Origin of the sequence: Variovorax sp. Sphag1AA, assembly GCF_014192575.1 — a bacterium.
Classification (GTDB): domain Bacteria; phylum Pseudomonadota; class Gammaproteobacteria; order Burkholderiales; family Burkholderiaceae_C; genus Variovorax.
This window is the reverse complement of sequence record NZ_JACHYC010000006.1, coordinates 1-19,071: the sequence shown is the minus strand read 5'-3', so window position 1 is coordinate 19,071 and position 19,071 is coordinate 1. Positions and strand designations below refer to the sequence as shown.

The window sequence follows — 19,071 nt, the reverse complement described above, 5'->3', positions numbered from 1 at the left end:
ACAAGGCACGAAAGACAAACCGAAATGAAAAAATTCCTTGTATCAATCGCGCTCGGATTGAGCGTCCTGGCCGCCGGCACATCCGGCTTCGCACAGACCACACCGGCCGCTCCTGCAGCGGAAGCGCCGGCAGCCGCCGCTGCACCCGCGGCTCCGGCTGCTGCACCTGCGGCAGCTCCCGCTGCGGCAGCCCCTGCGGCCGAAGCGACAGCGGCGCCCGCAGCACCCGCGGCAGCCCCGTCGTTCAACAAGGGTGACGTGTCGTGGATGATGCTGTCCACACTGCTCGTCATCATGATGACCGTCCCCGGCCTCGCGCTGTTCTACGGCGGCCTGGTCCGCAGCAAGAACATGCTGTCGGTGCTCATGCAGATCATGGTCACCTTCTCGATGATCGTGGTGCTGTGGATGATCTACGGCTACAGCCTTGCGTTCACCGAGGGCAACGCGTTCATCGGAGGCTTCGACCGGATCTTCATGAAGGGCATCTTCGATCCGGCCACCGGCGTCTTCGCACCGGGCGCGACCTTCAGCAAGGGCGTGTACATCCCCGAGCTGCTGTTCGCTGCCTTCCAGGCGACGTTCGCCGGCATCACCTGCTGCCTGATCGTCGGCGCCTTCGCCGAGCGCATCAAGTTCTCGGCCGTGCTGCTGTTCATGGCGATCTGGTTCACCTTCAGCTATGCGCCGATCGCACACATGGTCTGGTTCTGGATGGGTCCTGACGCCTACACCAGCAAGGAAGTCGTCGACCAGATGAACGACAAGGCCGGCCTGATCTGGCAATGGGGCGCGCTCGACTTCGCGGGCGGCACCGTGGTGCACATCAACGCGGCCGTTGCCGGTCTCGTGGGCGCTGTCCTCGTCGGCAAGCGCATCGGCTACGGCAAGGAAGCCTTCACGCCGCACTCGCTGACGCTGACCATGGTCGGTGCCTCGCTGCTGTGGGTGGGCTGGTTCGGCTTCAACGCCGGTTCGGCTCTCGAAGCCGGCACCAGCGCGGTGCTCGCCTTCATGAACACCTTCTCCGCCACCGCCGCCGCCGTGCTTGCATGGTGCCTCGGTGAAGCCATGATGCGCGGCAAGGCATCGATGCTCGGTGCTGCTTCGGGCGCCGTCGCCGGCCTCGTGGCGATCACGCCGGCTGCCGGCAACGTCGGCCTGATGGGCGCGATCGTCATCGGTCTCGTGGCTGGCTTCGCCTGCCTGTGGGGCGTCAACGGCCTCAAGAAGCTGCTCGGCGCGGACGACTCGCTCGACGTGTTCGGCGTGCACGGTGTCGGCGGTATCGTCGGCGCGCTTCTGACTGGCGTGTTCAACACCCAGGTGCTCGGCGGCCCCGGCCTCGTGGGCGACTGGGTCACCGCGACCGTCACCTCCAACGGCATCGGCGCGCAAGTCTGGATCCAGCTCAAGGGCGTGGTGCTGACCATCGTGTGGTCGGGCGTCGTTGCCTTCATCGCCTACAAGATCACCGATCTCACGATCGGCCTGCGTGTGAGCGAAGAAGAAGAGCGCGAAGGCCTCGACATCACGGCCCACGGCGAAACCGCCTACAGCCGCTGATGACGGTCTGTTTCATACCGCAAACAGTTTTCTAGACAAGATTTCGTTTTTCGCTGCGAGGTTCTCCTCTGGATGTTCGACCCGCGAGCGCTTCGGCGCCAGCGGGTCTTTTTTTGTTCCGATTTGCCCCTAAGCTCGCGGCATGTGGACCACATTGACCGACAGCCTGAGCCAGCTCGGTGAATCGCCGTTCTGGCACCCCATCGAGCGTTCCCTCTACTGGCTAGACATCCCGGGCCGTGCCGCCTTGCGCACGCGCGGCGACATTCACAGCCCGACCGTCGAGCGATGGGACATGCCGACCGAGCCCGGATGCATGGCGCCCGCGCGCAGCGGCGGGCTGGTGATCGCACTGCGCGACGGCATCTATCGCGCGCGCGAGTGGGGCGGCACGCTCAAGGCGATGGCGCGCGTGAATCACGACGTGCTCAAGATGCGCTTCAACGATGGCAAGTGCGATCCGCTCGGCCGCTTCTGGGCCGGCACGCTCAACGAGGCGAAGGACGGCGCGATCGCCGCGCTCTACTGCCTCGACGCGCGCGGCGGCCGCGCGCCCACGCTCGAGCAGATGGCGAACGAGGCGACCACTGCCAACGGCCTGGCCTTCTCGCCCGATAGCGACACGATGTACTGGGCCGACACCGCCGCGCATCGGGTGGTCGCGTGGACGTGGGCTGCGCGCGTCAACACCTTGTCACGTCGTCGCGTGTTCCAGCAGTTCGAAGAAAAGCCGCCCGGCTGGACGCCGGAGTCGCCGCTGCGCTACCAGGGCCGTCCGGATGGCGCGACCGTCGATGCCGAAGGCCACTACTGGGTTGCCATGTTCGAAGGCGGTCAGCTGCTGCGCTTCTCGCCGTCGGGTGCACTGGTTTCGTCCCTGCCCACGCCGGTGCAGTGCCCGACGATGCCGTGCTTCGGCGGTGACGATCTGCGTACGCTTTTCGTAACCACGGCTCGGCGCGGAAGACCTGCGCAAGAGCTCGAACTGCGTCCCGCATCGGGCCACGTTCTCGCGACGCGGGTGGCAACCCCGGGTCTTCCCGTCAATTTCTTCGAGGACTGACCTGCTTCGCGGCGGTACGATCGCCGCCATGGATCCAGCCCTTCGCCAGATCACCGAGCGCATTCGCGCTGCCGCCGCCGACGGCAAGACGCTGTCCATTCGTGGCGGCGGCACCAAGGACTTCTACGGCGAGCCGCCGCAGGGCGAGCCCCTCTCCACGACCGGACTCACCGGCATCACCAGCTACGAACCGAGCGAACTGGTCGTTACCGTTCGCGCCGGCACGCCACTGGCGGAGCTCGAAGCGGCGCTCGCCGAAAGGGGCCAGTGCCTTGCCTTCGAGCCGCCCCGTTTCGCCGATGGCGGAACGGTCGGCGGCATGGTTGCCGCAGGGCTCAGCGGGCCTTCGCGCGCCAGCGTGGGTTGCGTGCGCGACTACGTGCTCGGCGCGGTGCTGGTCAACGGTCGCGGCGAGGTGCTGACCTTCGGCGGTCAGGTGATGAAGAACGTCGCGGGCTATGACGTCTCGCGTGTGCTCGCGGGTTCGCTGGGCGTGCTTGGCGTGATTGCAGAAGTGAGCCTCAAGGTGCTGCCGGTCGCCCCGGCCGAAGCGACGCTGGAGTTCGCATGCACGCAGGCCGATGCGCTGCGGCTGCTCAACGAATGGGGCGGCCGTCCTCTGCCGCTCAACGCGAGCATTTGGCGGGAGCGCGATGGATCGGGCTTTCTCTCGCTGCGCCTGCGCGGGGCCGTGGCGGCGGTGGAAGCGGCCTGCACGCATCTCGGCGGCGAGCGGCAAGATGCCGCGCGATCGGCCGCAGGATGGCAGTCGCTCCGGGACCATCGGCATCCATGGTTCACGAGCCACCCTGAGCACGATCTCTGGCGCCTGTCGGTTCCGCAGACCGCGCCCGTGCTCGATATCGCGGGTTCCCCGATGGTCGAATGGCACGGCGCCCAGCGCTGGTATCTCGCGCCGCCGGATCAGCGGCCGCAGCTCCGCGCAGCGGCGCAGGCGGCAGGTGGACACGCCACCCTCTTCAGGCCATCGGACGCGCATGGTCATCGCGTGCTCGGGCGCTTCGATGTACTGAGCGCACCCGCCCAGCGCATCCACCGCGCGTTGATGCAGGAGTTCGACCCGCAAGCTGTCTTCCATCGCGGGCGGCTCTACTCGCCAAACTGATCCAGCATGCAGACCGAACTCGCCCCCGAATTCAAGAACACGCCCGAAGGTCGCGAAGCCGAGGCGATCCTTCGCAAATGCGTGCACTGCGGCTTCTGCACCGCGACCTGCCCGACCTACCAGTTGCTCGGCGATGAGCTCGACGGGCCGCGCGGCCGCATCTACCTGATCAAGCAGGTGCTCGAAGGCAAGGCGCCGACGCAGAGCACGCAGCTCCATCTCGACCGCTGCCTCACCTGCCGCAATTGCGAGTCGACCTGCCCGAGCGGCGTGCAGTACGGCCACCTCGTCGACATCGGCCGCAAGATCGTCGAGGACAAGGTGCCGCGCCCGCCGCTCGACAACGCCCTTCGCTGGACACTGAAGGAAGGCCTGAACTCGTCACTCTTCGCGCCCGCGATGAAGCTTGGCCAGTCGGTGCGCGGACTGCTACCCGCGAAGCTCAGGGCCAAGGTGCCTGAGGCACGACCGGCGGGCGCATGGCCTTCGCGCACGCACGCACGCAAGATGCTGATGCTCACCGGGTGCGTGCAGCCGGCCATGTCGCCCAACATCAACAGCGCGACCGCGCGCGTGCTCGACGCGGCCGGCATCCAGGTGGTGGTCGCGTCCAGTGCGGGCTGCTGCGGCGCGATCAAGTTCCACCTCAACGACCACGACGGCGGCAAGGCGCAGATGCGCGCCAACATCGACGCCTGGTGGCCGCAGGTCGAACGTAACGAGGTCGAGGCCATCGTCATGAATGCCTCGGGCTGTGGCGTCACGGTGCGCGAGTACGGCCACATGCTGAAGGACGACCCGGTCTACGCGGAAAAAGCCGCGTGCATCAGTGCGATCACGCGCGACCTGAGCGAGCTGCTGCCCGACATCGCGCCCACGCTGAAGCCACGCGTCAAGCCGCCGGCGGGCCTCGTCGCCTACCACCCGCCGTGCACGCTGCAGCACGGCCAGAAGCTGCGCGGCGGCGTCGAGAAGCACCTGCGTGCGCTGGGCTTCGACGTGCAGGTTGCGCAGAACGAATCGCACCTGTGCTGCGGCTCTGCGGGCACCTATTCCGTGCTGCAGCCGGAGCTGTCCTACAAGCTGCGCGACCGCAAGCTCGACCATCTGAACCAGCTTCGGCCGACCACCATCGTGTCGGCCAACATCGGCTGCATCACGCACCTGCAGAGTGGCAGTGAAGTGCCAGTGCGGCACTGGGTCGAACTGCTGGACGAGGCCCTCGCGCCGGCACCCTGATCGCCTGATCGCACAAGGACTGGGGGTCTGGTCTGACCCCGAAGGCCCGGGTCGGGCGCGAACATTCCCGCGTGTTTCACCACCGGAGTGATTCGATGAAACGGACTTCCATCCAGACACTGGCACGCGCCGCCACGGTGTGCGCGTGCGCGCTTGCGCCATGGATGGTGCAGGCGCAGACACCGGTCCTCGCGCCGTCGATGAAGACGCTGGGCGCCGCCCGCTACGTGTGCGGCGGCGTCGGCTCCGAAGAATCCGACGCGATGCGCGCCGCGATGAAGGACCACCCGCTGTCGCTGCTGTTCGCGCGTGCGAGCGGCGCCTATCTGGCGGACGTGCAGGTCACGGTGACTGACGCTCAGGGCAGCACGGCGCTGTCGATGCGCGCTGACGGGCCGGTCTGCCTGGTGGACCTGCCGGCCGGCCGCTACACCGTTGCGGCAGCGAGCGAAGGCGTGACCAAGTCGCAGGTGGTGTCGCTGGGCAACGGCTCGAAGACCGCCGACTTCCGCTTCTGACCCGCTTCTGCGGGCTCGACGCGGGGCTCAGGCCGCGAGCGCGGCCTCGATGTCACCGCTGATGGATTCGGGCTTGTCGATCGGCGCGTAGCGCTTGATCACCTGCCCGTCCTTCCCGATCAGGAACTTGGTGAAGTTCCACTTGATGGCCGCGCTGCCGAGAATGCCCCGCGCTTCCTTCACCAGCCACTTGTAGAGCGGCGCAGCGCCCGGGCCATTGACCTCGATCTTTTCCATCATCGGAAAGCTCACGCCGTAGTTGCGGGTGCAGAAGGCGCTGATCTCCTCGTTGGTTCCCGGGTCCTGCTTGCCGAACTGGTTCGACGGAAAACCAAGCACCGTCAGCCCCTTGGGCCCGAACTTCTCGTAGAGCGCCTCGAGGCCCGCGAACTGCGGCGTGAAGCCGCACTCGCTCGCCGTGTTGACGATGAGCAGCACCTTGCCCCTGAACTCGGAAAGCGAAACAGGCTTGCCGTCGATCTGCTTGGCTTCGAAGTCGTACACGCTCGTCATGGAGATTCTTTCTGGAATGCGGACCGGTCATCATCCGTGTCGCCTGGCGATCGCGCAAACGCCGACCATGCGGCCGCCAGAACGATCAGCGCGCCGCCGGCCCAGATATGCGCGCTCATGGTTGCCGCACCGAGGGCAACCGACGATACGCTCGCGAACAGCACCTCTGACAGCATGATCACCGCCGTCACGTTGCCCGCGAGCCGCGCTGCGCCGTATTGCAGGCAGATGTTGGCGAAGACGAAGCCAGTGCCGAGCACCGCGGCCCAGCCCCACCAGCCGGTCTCGGTCCACACCGGTGCGTGCATGGCACCCAGCGCGGTTCCGGCGATCGCGGTCGTGCCTGCCACCAGCGCGCAGCCGCCGAACATCGCCAGCGCGCGTGATTCGCCCGGTGCGTGGCGCAGGCCGCGCAGCAGGATGTTCGTCACTGCGAAGCAGAAGCCCGCGGCCACGCCGAGCCAATCCGGCAAGCTCGACGGGACCGGCCATTCGACCTCCGGCGTCTTCAGCACGACGGCCACGCCCACCAGCGCCAGCGTCACGCGTGCGAGAGCCGATACGGTCGGGCGCTCACCGAGCAGCGCCCACGCAAGCAGAACGCTCCAGAGCGGCATCAGATAGAACAGCAGCACCACGCGAACCACGTCGCCCTGCGTCACCGCCCAGTTGAACCCGACATTGGTCAGCCCCGCAGCCAGCCCGAGCAGCACCAGCCCCGGATGCTGGACGAACATGTGCCACATGCTGCGGCGCAGCACCGCGATCACCGTGGCGATGACGACGTAGACCAGGAAAGTCGTCCAGACCGGGTGCAGGCCATGGGCCTCGATCTGCCGGAAGGGAATCCATGAAACGCCCCAGACGAAGGCGTTGAACACAAGCGCAAGCGCAGCCAAGACAGTCGAGATCCGGAATCAGTGATGCTTGTCGCTGCGGGCGATGGCCAAGAGGTGTTCGACCTCTTCGGGGTACTTGCGGAGATTTCTCTGGTGCCAGCGCTTGATGAGCCACATGAACCCGGCCACCACGACCCCGAAGGCGGTGATTGCCGCGTATGCCGACAGGCCCAACCCGGTGCAGGCGCTGTAGAACGCGCCGAGGATCAGGATGCAGGCCTGCTCGTTGAAGTTCTGCACCGCGATCGAGCGGCCAGCGCCCATCAGGTTGTGCCCGCGGTGCTGCAGCAGCGCGTTCATCGGCACCACCAGGAAGCCGCCCAGGCCGCCCAGCAGGATCAGGAACGGCACCGCCACCCAGATGTTGCCGATGAAGTTCATCGCCATCACCAGGATGCCCATGCCGATGCCCAGCGGAATCACGCGGGTGGCCATGTCCAGCCGCATGCGTACCGAGGCCACCACCGCGCCGATGGCGGTGCCGATCGCGACCACGCCCGTCAGCGACGAAGCCTGCGCGGTGTTGTAGCCCAGCGCGAGCGATGCCCAGGCCAGCACGATGTACTTCAGGTTGCCGCCCGCGCCCCAGAACAGCGTGGTGGTCGCCAGCGAGATCTGGCCGAGCTTGTCGCGCCACAGACGCGAATTGCAGTGCCAGAAGTCCGGCAGCAGCGCGACGATGTTGCGCACCAGGCCGTGCTGCGGATTGGCGCGCAGCGGGCGCATCTCGACGCCGGTGTCCGGAATCCGCGTGTTGAACCAGGCCGCGACGACATACACCAGGATCAGCGTCGCGATCGCCGCCTCGGGGGGCGAGTCGATGCCGGTGTCGATGAGCGGGAAGTCGAACGCGAGCAGGTGGCTGGAGAGCGTGTGGCCGACGAGCTGCCCGCCGAGCACGATGCCGAGAATGATCGAAGCGATCGTCAGGCCTTCGATCCAGCCGTTGGCCTTGACCAGCTGCGACGCCGGCAGCAGCTCGGTCAGGATGCCGTACTTGGCCGGCGAATACGCCGCCGCACCGAGCCCGACGATGGCGTAGGCGAACAGCGGATGCGAGCCGAACAACATCATCACGCAGCCGACCACCTTGATCGCATTGCTGATGAACATCACCTTGCCCTTGGGCAACGCGTCGGCAAAGGCCCCCACCAGCGGCGCGAATGCCACGTAGAAGATGGTGAAGATCGGCACCAGCGCGGCGCGCTGCCATTCCGGCGCGCCGCTGCTTCGCATGAGTTCGACGGCAGCCACGAAAAGCGCGTTGTCGGCCAGTGACGAAAAGAACTGGGCCGACATGATCGTGTAGAAACCGCGCTTCATCGATGGGCAGACTGGCCAGCAACGAAATCTGGCGATGGTGGAAGAGGGGCCGCTTCAACGGCGGCTGCGCGGTTATAGCATGGGGGTGCGATGTCAAAATCGCGCGAAGTCCCGTAGCGCGGGGCATGTTTATGTGCGTGTTTTCAGCTTTCTCCAAGGTTTTTTTGCCGTGCCGCGTCCGATCCTCGCCACCATCCATTCCGCTGCGTTGCAACACAACCTCGATCGCGCGCGCCGCGCGGCGCTCGATTCGCGCGTCTGGGCGGTCGTCAAAGCCAACGCCTACGGGCACGGGATCGAGCGCGTCTTCGACGCCTTCCGGGCAGCTGACGGCTTTGCGCTGCTGGACCTGAACGAAGCTGAACGGATCCGATCGCTCGGCTGGCGCGGCCCGGTGCTGCTGCTGGAAGGCGTGTTCGAGCCGCGCGATCTCGAACTCTGTTCGCGCCTCGATCTCTGGCACGCGGTGCACTGCGATGCGCAGATCGACTGGCTGGCCGCACACAAGACGCAGGTGCCGCACCGCGTCTTTCTCAAAATGAATTCCGGCATGAACCGGCTTGGCTTCACCCCCGAGCGCTTCCGCGCCGCATGGACGCGGCTCAATGCACTGCCGCAGGTCGACGAAATCTCGCTGATGACCCACTTCAGCGACGCCGACGGCTCGCGCGGCATCGCGCACCAGGTCGAAGTGTTCGACGAGGCCACGCGCGACCTGCCGGGCGAGCGCTCGGTCGCCAACAGCGCCGCCACCCTTCGCCACTCGGCGGCGGCACGCGCCGATTGGGTGCGACCGGGAATCCTGCTGTACGGAAGCGCGCCGGATTTTCCCGAGCACGACGCGGCGCACTGGCAGCTCCAGCCCAGCATGACGCTCTCGACCAAGCTGATCTCGGTGCAGACCCTCAAGGCCGGCGACACGATCGGCTACGGATCGCGATTCACCGCCGACGGACCGCTGCGCGTCGGCGTCGCGGCGGTCGGCTACGGCGACGGCTATCCGAGGCACTGCGACACCGGAACCCCGGTGCTGGTCAACGGCGTGCGCACCCGCATGGTCGGGCGCGTGAGCATGGACATGGTCACCGTCGACCTCACCCCAGTGCCCGATGCGGGCTTCGGCAGCGAGGTCACGCTGTGGGGCCGCGCATCGAACGGCGCGGTGCTCTCCATCGACGAAGTCGCGCAGGCGGCGGGCACCGTCGGCTACGAGCTGATGTGCGCGGTCGCGCAGCGCGTGCCGGTCGCGGCCGACTGATCGGAGCGCCCGCTTGAGGATCCTGTCGGACTGGGCATCGGTACGCGTCTGGGAAACAAAGGTCGAGCGCGAACTGCATCGCACCTACAACCTGCGCGCGCACGGGCTGTTGATCGGCACTCTCACGTTGCTGGTGACGTGGATGGTTTCGCATCTGCTGATGCTGTTCGGCGTCGATTCGCTGGCAGTGCGCTACGTGGTGGCGTTGGGCGCGGGCTACGGCGCCTACCTGCTGGTGCTGCGGTGGTGGGCCGAGCGGCTGGTTCGGCGCAATGCGCAATTTAATCCCGACGTGCCGGATCCGGGCGTCTTCGAATGGAATTCACCGCGTTCGAGCGGCGCCAGCGCGATCCATCATCCCTCCGGCACCGGCGCATCCGATATCGCGAGCGGCGCGCTCGAAGCGGCGGGCAGCGTCGACGAAGGCGTCGTGATCGTGGTGCCCGTGGTCGCGATCTTCCTGATCTGCGCCGCGATCGTGTTCGGCGCAGGCGCGCTCGCCTTGCTCTATTTCGGCTGGGATGCGCTGCTCGCGGTGGCGATCGAACTCGCGTTCTCGTACGTCTCCGCGCGTGCCGCGATAAGAGTCGCGCGCGAAGGCTGGCTCACTGTCGCGGTGCGGCTCACCTGGAAGCCGCTGCTGGGTGCACTGTTCTGCGCAGTGGTGCTCGGCGCGGTCATCGACCGCTTCATGCCGCAGGTGAATTCGCTACCCGCGGCGGTGCATCAACTGCTCCACCGCTGAGTGCTTCAAGCCGGGGTCAGTAAAGCCCCAACTGTCGCGCCCGAAGCCGCGCCAGACCCAGCAAGGCGTCGGTGAACGGCGTCTGCACACCGGCCAGCTGTCCGAGTTCGCGCACCGCCGACACCAGCGCGTCGAGTTCCACCGCGCGGCTGGCTTCCACGTCCTGCAGCATCGAGGTCTTGAAAGCGCCGAGCTTGCGCGTCACTACGTGACGGTCTTCGGGGCTTTCTGCGATCGGCACGCCGATGCGGGCGCCGATGTCCTTGGCCTCCAGCATGATCGTGGAGATCAGGCCGCGCACGAGGTCGTCGTTGAGGATCAGGTCCGTCGTCGCGCCGGTCAACATGCTTATCGGGTTGACCGTCATGTTGCCCCAGAGCTTGTACCAGACGTCTTTCTGGATCTGCGGCGAGATGCGGGTGTCGATGCCTGCGCGCGCGAGGAGTTCGCCGAGCGCCTGAACGCGAGACGTCGATTCGCCGGAAGGCTCGCCGATGATGAGCCCGTTGCCGAAGTGATGCCGCACCACGCCCGGCGCGTCGAGCGAGCAGCTGCAATGCACCACGCAACCGACGACGTGCTTGGCCGGAATTCCCGCATCGATCTTTCCGCCCGGATCGACCGCCTGCAACTGCGCGCCAGCAACCGGGCCACCGAAACCGCCTTGCAGGAACCACCACGGCACGCCGTTCATCGCGGTGAGCACGATGGTGTCCGGGCCCAGCAGCGGCGCGATGCGTTCTGCGACCGCGGGGAGTGCCGGTGCCTTCACCGCGACGATTACCAGTTGCTGCACGCCGAGCGCAGCCGGATCGTCGCTGGCATTGACCGGCACGGTGACGCGCTTGTCGCCACTCACCAGCGTGAGTCCATCGCGCTTCAGCGCTTCGAGCGTCGCGCCGCGCGCGACCACGTCGAGCTCGCAGCCCACTTGCGCAAGCTTCGCGCCGATCCAGCCGCCGATGGCGCCGGCGCCGTAGATGCAAACCTTCATGATTTCAGTCCGAGCCTTCAGTTCTTGTACGTGGCGTCAATGCGATCGACCTGGCGGACGAGCGCGTCGAACACGTCCTGCCCCGCGCCGTGATTGGGATTGAATTGCAGCGCATCGCGCGTGCACCTGCGGGCGATGTCTTCCGACACCGGGATCGCCGCACCCATCGAGAACGTCGCCATCTGGATCTCGCAGGCGCGCTGCAGCGTCCAGAGAATCGCAAACGTCTGCGGCAGCGTCTGGCCCCAAGCCAGCAGGCCGTGGTTGCGCAGGATCACCGCCGGCTTGTGGCCGATGCTCGTGAGCAGGCGCGGCCCTTCGTCGGCATGGATCGTGATGCCCTCGAAGTCGTGGTACGCGACCATGTCGTGCAACTGCGCCGTATAGAAGTTGGTCTGCTGCAGACCGCCCTGCAGGCAGGCCACCGCCACGCCGGCGGTGGTGTGCGTGTGCATCACGCAGTGCGCGTCAGGCAGGCCGTCATGGATCGCCGCATGCACCGTGAAGCCGGCCGGATTGACCGGATAAGTCGAACCATCGAGCACGTTGCCGTGCAGGTCGATCTTGACCAGGTTGCTCGCCGTGACCTCGCTGTAGTGCAGGCCGAACGGGTTGATGAGGAACTGCTTCTCGCCACCGGTGACGCTGTCCGGCAGGCGCACCGTGATGTGGTTGTAGATCATCTCGGTCCATCCGAGCATCGCGAACACGCGGTAGCAGGCCGCGAGCTGCAGCCGCGCCGCGCGCTCGTCGGGATGGATGGCCGGATGCACAAGCGCCGAAGGCGCGGTGGGGGAGGGGATGCTGCTCATATCGCTTCCTTCAAAGTTCCAACAATCTCCCCCGGCGCCTTCAGTGCGCGCGAGGGTCAGCTTTCAGCCGTGAAGCCGATTTCCTTCACGATGGGGGCCCACTTGGCCGTGTCTTTCTTCAACAGGTCCGCCAGTTCGCCCGGCGACGACGACATCGCCTCCAGACCGAACCCCGCGAGCCCATCGATCACATCCTTCTGCGCCAGCGCCGTCTTCATCGCGGTGTTCAGCCGGCTGACCACGTCGTTCGACGCCTTCGCCGGCAGCAGGAAGGCGAACCACTCGCTGTGCGCCATGTTCTTGAGGCCCTGCTCGCCGAAGGTCGGCACGTCCGGCACGAAGCGGCTGCGCTTCTCGCCCGAGACGCCGAGGATGCGCACCTTGCCAGTGGGCAGGTGCTGCATGATGTCGCCGATCGGGCCCGACACCGCCGAGATGTTGCCGCCCAGCAGGTCCAGCATCGCGGGCTGCGTGCCGCGATAGGCGGCGTGCTTGAGCTCCAGGCCCGCGCTCTTGCCGAGCAGCGCACCGATGAAGTGCGGCGTCGAGCCTGCGGCGGGCGAGCCGAAGTTGCCCGCGGTCGGGTTGGCCTTCACCCACTGCAGGAATTCCGGAACCGTCTTCACGCTCAGCGGCACCGCCGGGCCGACCGCGAAGCCGAAGTCGAACACGCAGGCCAGCGACACCGGCGACAGATCGTTCACCGGGTCGTACGGCAGCTTCTTGTAGATGTGCGGGTAGATCGTGAGGATCGAGGTCGGCGTCTGCAGGATCGTCGCGCCGTCGGCCGGCTGGGTCTTCACGTAGCTCACGGCGATCTGGCCGCCGGCGCCGGTCTTGTTTTCGACCACGACCGACTTCGCATAGCCCGGGGTCATCGCCGTCGCAAGGCGGCGGCAGGTGGTGTCCGAGGTGCCGCCGGCCGCGAAGCCGGTGATGATGCGCGCGGTCTCGAAGCCCGCCTGCGCAAAGGCCTGCTGGCCGATGCTGGCAAGCAATGCGGAAGCGCCGGTGGTTTGCAGCAGGCTGCGGCGAGTGAGGATCATGGTGTCTCCAAGGGGTGTTGCTTAAGACTCGTCGCGCAGCCACGTGACTGCACCCGAGTGGGTCACCGCGCCCTGGTGAGCCGGACGCACGGTGTGCGCGTATTTTTCCAGCAAGCCCCCGTGCCGCACCCCCGCGTTTACCTGACGTTTCGCGAGCCTTTCCGCGATTTCCGCGTCCGTCAGTTCGACCGTGATGCTGCGCGCATCCGGCCGCGCATCGATCGCGATCACATCGCCGTTTGTCAGCGCCGCGATCGGCCCGCCGTCCGCCGCCTCCGGCCCCGCGTAGCCGATACACAGGCCGCGCGTCGCACCGGAAAAGCGCCCGTCGGTGAGCAACGCCACCTTGTCGCCCATGCCCTGCCCGTAGAGCAGCGCGGTGATGCCGAGCATCTCGCGCATGCCGGGGCTTCCTTTGGGCCCCTCGTTGCGGATGACGATCACGTCACCCGGCTCGTAGCGGCGGTTCTGCACCGCCGTTTGTGCTTCTTCCTCCGAATCGAAGACCCGCGCCGGCCCGCGATGCACCAGCGTCTTCAGGCCGGCCGTCTTGAGCAACGCACCGTCGGGGCAAAGATTGCCCTTGAGCACTGCCAGCCCGCCGTCGCGCGAAATCGCATCGCCGGCCCGGCGCACCACGCGGCCATCGGGCTCGGCTGCATCGGATAGTTCCTCGGCCAGCGTGCGGCCGGTGAAGGTCATCGCATCGCCGTGCAGGTAGCCCTGTTCGAGCAGCGTGCGCAGGATCACGCCCGCGCCGCCGATGTAGTACACGTCCCGCGCGAGGTACTGGCCGCCCGGCCGCAGGTCAGCGATGAGCGGCGTGCGCGCGAAGACTTCGGCGACATCGTCGAGATGGAACTTCACGCCGGCTTCGTGCGCAATCGCCGGCAGGTGCAGCGCCGCATTGGTCGATCCGCCGGTGGCGGAGACCACCGCGCAGGCGTTTTCCAGCGCCTTGCGCGTCACGATGTCGCGCGGCAGAGGCCCGTCGTTCATCACCGCGCGCATCAGCGCCTTCGCGGCACGGCGCATCAGCGGCGCGCGCTCGCTGAACACCGCCGGGACCATGCTGGAGCCGATCGGCGCGAGCCCGAGCGCTTCGGAGACCATGCCCATCGTGTTCGCGGTGAACTGCCCGGCGCACGCACCGGCGGTAGGCAGGCACGCACGGCTCATCGCTTCGAGATCATCCGCCGTCGCATCGCCGGCCAGCACCTTGCCGATGGTCTCGTAGGTGTCGACCACGTTGATGTCGCGGCCATCCGGGCCCGGCGTCTGCCCCGGCAACGCGGAGCCGCCGTGCACGAACACGCTCGGCACGTTGCAGCGGACCATGCCCATCATCAGGCCCGGCAGGTTCTTGTCGCAGGCGCCGATGCCGAAGATGCCGTCCCACTGGTGGCCGCGCGTGGAGGCTTCCACGCTGTCGGCGATCAGCTCTCGCGAGATCAGCGAGAAGCGCATGCCGGAGTGCGCCATCGTGAGCCCGTCGCTCACCGACACCACCGGGCATTCGTGCGGCGTGCCGCCGCCAGCGTAGATGCCGGTCTTGGCGTGCTGCGCCTGATCGCGCAGGTTCAGGTTGCACGGGCTCATCTCGCCGCCCGTGTGGAACACGCCGATGTGCGGGCGCGCGATGTCCTCGTCGTCCTGCCCGAGCGCGTGCAGGAAGCTGCGCGTCGTCGCGCGGATCACGCCGTCGCGGATGATCGCGGAACGGAAGGGCTTGCGCGGGGAATCGGCGTTGCTCATGTTCTGCGGGCGATCAGTACGTGCCGCCCGATTGCGGCTTCGCGGCGCTGCCCTTGAAGCGCGCGGCGAGTGCGGTCGTGTGGCGCACCAGCAGGTTGGTGTCGAGCCCGACCGCCACGAAGAGCGCGCCGAGTTCCAGATAGTGCTTAGCCAGCGCTTCATCCGGCGTCAGGATGCCGGCCGCCTTGCCCGCGCGGTTGATGCGCGCGATGGCGTCCTCGATGGCTTGTTGCACTTCAGGATGGCCCGAATTGCCGAGGTGACCCATCGAGGCCGAGAGATCGGCCGGGCCGATGAAGACGCCGTCCACGCCATCGACCGCCGCGATTGCATCGAGGTTCGCGAGCGCTTCGCGCGACTCGGCCTGCACCAGCAGGCAGACGCGGTCGTTCGCTTCCTTCGCATACGCCGGATAGCGGCCCCAGCCCGATGCGCGCGCACCGCCCATGCCGCGGATGCCATGCGGCGGATAGCGCATCGCGCGCACGATCGCCTTCGCCTGCTCGGCGGTGTCGACCATCGGCACCAGCAGCGTCTGCACGCCGAGGTCGAGGTATTGCTTGATCAGTGCCGCGCCTGCGTCACCGTGACCGAGCGGCACGCGCGCGATCGCGTTTGCGCCCGGATAGGCCGCGATCGCCTGCGACTGCTGGAGGATGCTCTGGAGCCCGTTCGGCGAATGCTCGCCGTCGATCAGCAGCCAGTCGAAGCCGGCGCCGGCGCAGATTTCAGCGCTGTACGCATCGGCGAGGCCCAGCCAGAGGCCGATCTGTGCTCGCTTTTCAGCGAGCGCCTGCTTGAAGAGATTGGTGGGGGTTTGCATGTCGGTTCTTTCAGTCGATGACGCTCAGACGAAGCGGAAGGCGATCGAGCCCAGCGGGCCGTAGTCGGCATGGAAGGTGTCGCCGGGCACCGCGTTGGTCGGCCGCGTGAACGAGCCGCCGAGCACGATCTCGCCCGCTTCCAGGTGCTCGTCCCAAGGTGCGAGCTTGTTCGCGAGCCAGGCCACGCCGGTGGCCGGATGGTTGAGCACCGCGGCGGCCACGCCCGATTCCTCGATCACGCCGTTCTTGTAGAGCAGGGCGCTCACCCAGCGCAGGTCCACCGCATCGGGCTTGACCGGTCGGCCGCCCATCACGATGCCGGCATTCGCCGCGTTGTCGGCGATGGTGTCGAACACCTTGCGCATGGCCTTGGTGTTGCGATCGAACTGCTCGATGCGCGCGTCGATGATCTCGATCGCCGGCACCACATAGTCGGTGGCTGCGAGCACGTCGAAGATCGTCACGTTCGGCCCTTTGAGCGGCTTGCCGAGCACGAAGGCCAGCTCGACCTCGATGCGCGGCGCGATGAATCGCTTGAAGGGAATGTCGCCGCCCTGCTCGAAGAACATGTCGTCGAGCAGCGTGCCGTAGTCGGGCTCGGTGATCTGGCTCGCCTGCTGCATCGCGCGCGATGTCAGGCCGATCTTGTGGCCCTTCACCGTGCGGCCCTCGGCGATCTTGGTCTTCACCCATTCGCGCGAGATCGCGTAGCCGTCCTCGATGGTCATCTCGGGAAAGCGCTTGGAAAAATGCTCGACCTGCACGCGCGACTTTTCGCTTTCGTGCAGCTCGGCTGCGAGTTGCTGGATGACGTCCTTGGCGAGCATGGCGATCTATTTGTTGAAGAGGGGATGCAGGGTGCTGTGCTTGGCGTCGTACACCTGGCCGGGGCTTTCGTCCACGTTCAGCGTGATGCCGATGAGGCGCTTGTTGAAGATCGGCTCGAAGTGCCGCTTCGCGCTTTCGATCAGCGCGTCGCCCGCGCGTTTCTTCACCGCATCGCTTCGGCCCGAAGCCATGCGCAGGTTGAGATAGACGAAGGCGTAGTCGCCCTTGCCGTCGGCCACCGCATAGTGCGCGGCCGGATAGGCGAGCACGCGCGTGCCGCCGGGGGGAAAGACATGCTTGCCCGCTTCGTCACGCTGCTCGAGCATGGTGTCGGCCAGCGTGCGGCACAACGCGGTCATGTCCGTTTCGCGCTCGATGTTCGGTGTGTAGAGGATGACGAGATGCGGCATGGCGGCCCCTCAAAGACGTGAAACAGCCTGGAAGCCCTCGGCACTCGAAGCCTGGGCTTTCGGGATGGCGCGGCCATCCTGCGGCGTGACCGGGAAGATCGCGTTGATCTGGCCCGTGCCCGACGAGCCGAAGTAGGGCGTCACCACTTCGGCTTTGCCGTCGTAGGCCGACCAGCCCAGTGCGCCGAGGACCATCGCGGTGTCGTGCATGAAGCCTTCGCCGTGGCCCTTCACTGCGTACTCCGGCAGCATCGAGCAGAAGTCAGCCCACTCGCCGTTCTCCCACATCTGCACCACGTCGTGATCCATGCGTTGGAGCAATGGGCTCCAGATGCGGTCCGCGAACTGCGGCGCGAGCCCGTTCTGCGCAAAGCGATGCGAGAGCGACCCGCTCGCGAAGAAGGCGACAGTGCCGTCGTAGTGGTCTTCCACCGCACGGCGCATCGCCCAGCCGAGGCGCGCGCTGTCGTTGAGGTAGTGGCTCGTGCACAGCGCCGACACACAGATCGCCTTGAAGTGCAGGTCCTCGTTCATGTAACGCATCGGCACCAGCGTGCCGTACTCGGGCCCGAGCGTGGTCGCATCGTGTGCGAGCGTTTCGACGCCCCACTCATTGCACGTCTTCGCCAGCAGCTTGCCCAACTCCGGATTGCCCGGAATCTCGAACGGCATGTTGCTGATGAAGTGCGGCAGCTCGTTGCTCGAATAGATGCCCTTGAAATGCGGCGCGCAGTTCAAGTGGTAGCTCGCGTTGACCAGCCAGTGCGTGTCGAACACCACGATGGTGTCCACACCCAGTTCGCGACAGCGGCGGCCGATCTCGCGATGGCCGTCGATGGCGGCCTGACGGCTGCCCTTGCGCGGGCCATCGAGCTCGCTGAGATACAGCGAGGGAACGTGCGTGATCTTGGCGGCCAGGGCAAGTTTTCCCATCTCAAGCCTCCAGCGTGATGTTGCCCTTGCGGATCACCTCGGTGTACTTGGCGATCTCGCTCTGGATGAATTCGGCGAACTGAGCCGGCGTGCCCGACAGAGAAGCGATGCCGCCCTTTTCAAAAGCAGCCTTCACGGTGGGCGATGCCAGCGCACGATTCACCTCGGCGTTCATGCGCTGCACGACGGCATCGGGCGTTGCGGCCGGTGCCAGCAGACCATTCCACGAATTCGATTCGACCGGCACCCCTTGCTCGGCGAGCGTCGGAATGTCCGGCGCATAGACCGAACGCTGCTTCGTCGCCATGCCAAGCGCCACCAGCTTGCCGGCCTGCACATGGCTGCGGAACTCGGGCCAGTTGCCGAACATCATCGTGACCTGTCCGCCCAGCAGATCGGTGAGCGCAGGCCCTTGCCCCTTGTAGGGCACATGCACGAGGTCGATGCCCATCTGCTGCTTGAGTAGTTCGCCCGACAGGTGCGCCGACGTGCCGTTGCCGAACGACGCATAGCTCAGCATGCCGGGCTTGGCCTTGGCCGCTGCGCGCAGGTCCGCGAGCGTCTTCAGGCCACTGCTGGGGTGCGTGGCGAGCACATGCTCCGACATGCCCATGAGCGCGACGGGGCGCAGGTCCTTCGTCGTGTCGTAGGGCAGCTTCTTCACCAGCGTCTGGTTGGCGCAGAAGCTGTTCGCCACGGTCACGAAGTTGCCGCTGTCAGGTGCGGACTTCGCGACGAAGTCCACGCCGATCACGGTGCCCGCGCCGGGCTTGTTGTCGATGATCACCGGCTGGCCGAGCGTCTTCGACAGCTCGGTGCCGATCAGCCGGGTGACGAAGTCGGTCGTGCCGCCGGGAGGGAAGGGCACCACCAGGTGCACCGGCTTCGCAGGCCACGCGGACTGGGCACCGGCAAGCATCGGCCATGCGCCGAGAGCGGTGCCGGCCTGCAACAGCGAACGACGGGAGATCGAAGAACGCATTGCCTCAAACCCCCCAGTGCGGAATGTGATGCCCGCCGAGCGACACCGCCACGTTCTTCGGCTCGCAGAAGACTTCGTAGCTCCAAGTGCCGCCTTCGCGCCCCGTGCCCGATGCCTTGGTGCCGCCAAAAGGCTGGCGCAAATCGCGCACGTTCTGGCTGTTGACGAAGCACATGCCGGCCTCGATCGCAGCAGCGACGCGATGCGCCTTGCCGATGTTCTCGGTCCAAACGTAGC

The 19,071-nt window shown here is 66.6% G+C and carries 20 protein-coding genes; 7 read left to right on the top strand and 13 right to left on the bottom strand.

The features are described 5' to 3' along the window. The first annotated feature begins 24 nt into the window (after nt 1-24). The 5 genes from FHW64_RS22920 (at nt 25) to FHW64_RS22900 (ending at nt 5,512) form a co-directional block, all read left to right on the top strand. A complete protein-coding gene (locus FHW64_RS22920; protein WP_184530537.1) occupies nt 25-1,566 on the top strand; it encodes an ammonium transporter in 1,542 nt (513 codons plus the stop codon). Between the two features lie 142 nt (nt 1,567-1,708). Further along, nucleotides 1,709-2,629: an SMP-30/gluconolactonase/LRE family protein gene (locus FHW64_RS22915; RefSeq protein WP_184530536.1), complete on the top strand. Its 921-nt coding sequence runs from the start codon at nt 1,709-1,711 to the stop codon at nt 2,627-2,629. A gap of 28 nt (nt 2,630-2,657) precedes the next feature. After that, nucleotides 2,658-3,755, top strand: coding sequence for a glycolate oxidase subunit GlcE (gene glcE / locus FHW64_RS22910; RefSeq protein WP_184530535.1), 1,098 nt, complete (start codon nt 2,658-2,660; stop codon nt 3,753-3,755). A 6-nt stretch (nt 3,756-3,761) separates the two neighbouring features. Further along, nucleotides 3,762-4,994 carry a glycolate oxidase subunit GlcF gene (glcF, locus tag FHW64_RS22905; protein ID WP_184530533.1) on the top strand — a complete coding sequence of 411 codons (1,233 nt, stop codon included), beginning with the start codon at nt 3,762-3,764 and terminating at the stop codon, nt 4,992-4,994. Nucleotides 4,995-5,089: 95 nt separating this feature from the next. Continuing rightward, on the top strand, nt 5,090-5,512 hold the full coding sequence (locus tag FHW64_RS22900; protein WP_184530531.1) for a carboxypeptidase-like regulatory domain-containing protein: 423 nt from the start codon (nt 5,090-5,092) through the stop codon (nt 5,510-5,512). Between the two features lie 27 nt (nt 5,513-5,539). Here FHW64_RS22900 and FHW64_RS22895 read toward each other — a convergent pair whose 3' ends face one another. The 3 genes from FHW64_RS22895 to lplT are packed head-to-tail and all read right to left on the bottom strand — an operon-like array spanning nt 5,540 to nt 8,247. Next, the gene (locus tag FHW64_RS22895) at nt 5,540-6,025 is read right to left on the bottom strand and encodes a glutathione peroxidase (protein WP_184530529.1); all 486 of its coding nucleotides are present in this window, start codon (nt 6,023-6,025) and stop codon (nt 5,540-5,542) included. Further along, nucleotides 6,022-6,924: a DMT family transporter gene (locus tag FHW64_RS22890; RefSeq protein WP_184530526.1), complete on the bottom strand. Its 903-nt coding sequence runs from the start codon at nt 6,922-6,924 to the stop codon at nt 6,022-6,024. The genes FHW64_RS22895 and FHW64_RS22890 overlap by 4 nt, the downstream gene beginning before the upstream one ends. 18 nt (nt 6,925-6,942) lie before the next feature. Further along, on the bottom strand, nt 6,943-8,247 hold the full coding sequence (lplT, locus tag FHW64_RS22885; protein WP_184530524.1) for a lysophospholipid transporter LplT: 1,305 nt from the start codon (nt 8,245-8,247) through the stop codon (nt 6,943-6,945). 169 nt (nt 8,248-8,416) lie between these two features. Between lplT and alr the strand changes: the two genes are divergently transcribed. Both alr and FHW64_RS22875 read left to right on the top strand, forming a co-directional pair. Next, on the top strand, nt 8,417-9,505 hold the full coding sequence (gene alr, locus FHW64_RS22880) for an alanine racemase (protein WP_184530522.1): 1,089 nt from the start codon (nt 8,417-8,419) through the stop codon (nt 9,503-9,505). A gap of 13 nt (nt 9,506-9,518) precedes the next feature. Next, the gene (locus tag FHW64_RS22875) at nt 9,519-10,250 is read left to right on the top strand and encodes a hypothetical protein (protein ID WP_184530520.1); all 732 of its coding nucleotides are present in this window, start codon (nt 9,519-9,521) and stop codon (nt 10,248-10,250) included. Between the two features lie 16 nt (nt 10,251-10,266). Here FHW64_RS22875 and FHW64_RS22870 read toward each other — a convergent pair whose 3' ends face one another. From FHW64_RS22870 to FHW64_RS22825, 10 genes are all read right to left on the bottom strand, one after another. After that, nucleotides 10,267-11,244, bottom strand: coding sequence for a 2-dehydropantoate 2-reductase (locus tag FHW64_RS22870; RefSeq protein WP_184530518.1), 978 nt, complete (start codon nt 11,242-11,244; stop codon nt 10,267-10,269). Nucleotides 11,245-11,261: 17 nt separating this feature from the next. Next, nucleotides 11,262-12,056 (bottom strand): class II aldolase/adducin family protein, encoded by a 795-nt coding sequence (locus FHW64_RS22865; RefSeq protein ID WP_184530516.1) that lies wholly within the window; start codon nt 12,054-12,056, stop codon nt 11,262-11,264. Nucleotides 12,057-12,112: 56 nt separating this feature from the next. Then, entirely contained in the window at nt 12,113-13,102 is a 990-nt protein-coding gene (locus FHW64_RS22860) for a Bug family tripartite tricarboxylate transporter substrate binding protein (RefSeq protein ID WP_184530514.1), read from the bottom strand. A 21-nt stretch (nt 13,103-13,123) separates the two neighbouring features. Beyond that, a complete protein-coding gene (gene ilvD / locus FHW64_RS22855) occupies nt 13,124-14,857 on the bottom strand; it encodes a dihydroxy-acid dehydratase (RefSeq protein ID WP_184530512.1) in 1,734 nt (577 codons plus the stop codon). A 13-nt stretch (nt 14,858-14,870) separates the two neighbouring features. Further along, on the bottom strand, nt 14,871-15,680 hold the full coding sequence (gene hpaI / locus FHW64_RS22850) for a 4-hydroxy-2-oxoheptanedioate aldolase (RefSeq protein ID WP_184530510.1): 810 nt from the start codon (nt 15,678-15,680) through the stop codon (nt 14,871-14,873). Between the two features lie 24 nt (nt 15,681-15,704). Further along, nucleotides 15,705-16,508, bottom strand: a complete 804-nt coding sequence (hpaH, locus tag FHW64_RS22845; protein ID WP_184530508.1) for a 2-oxo-hept-4-ene-1,7-dioate hydratase — start codon at nt 16,506-16,508, stop codon at nt 15,705-15,707. Nucleotides 16,509-16,514: 6 nt separating this feature from the next. Continuing rightward, nucleotides 16,515-16,919, bottom strand: coding sequence for a 5-carboxymethyl-2-hydroxymuconate Delta-isomerase (locus tag FHW64_RS22840; RefSeq protein ID WP_184530506.1), 405 nt, complete (start codon nt 16,917-16,919; stop codon nt 16,515-16,517). A 9-nt stretch (nt 16,920-16,928) separates the two neighbouring features. Then, the gene (gene hpaD / locus FHW64_RS22835; protein ID WP_184530504.1) at nt 16,929-17,852 is read right to left on the bottom strand and encodes a 3,4-dihydroxyphenylacetate 2,3-dioxygenase; all 924 of its coding nucleotides are present in this window, start codon (nt 17,850-17,852) and stop codon (nt 16,929-16,931) included. A 1-nt stretch (nt 17,853) separates the two neighbouring features. After that, entirely contained in the window at nt 17,854-18,822 is a 969-nt protein-coding gene (locus FHW64_RS22830; protein ID WP_409350644.1) for a tripartite tricarboxylate transporter substrate binding protein, read from the bottom strand. A gap of 16 nt (nt 18,823-18,838) precedes the next feature. After that, nucleotides 18,839-19,071, bottom strand: a 233-nt coding sequence (locus tag FHW64_RS22825; protein ID WP_184530500.1) for an aldehyde dehydrogenase family protein, incomplete at its 5' end; no start/stop codon positions are given.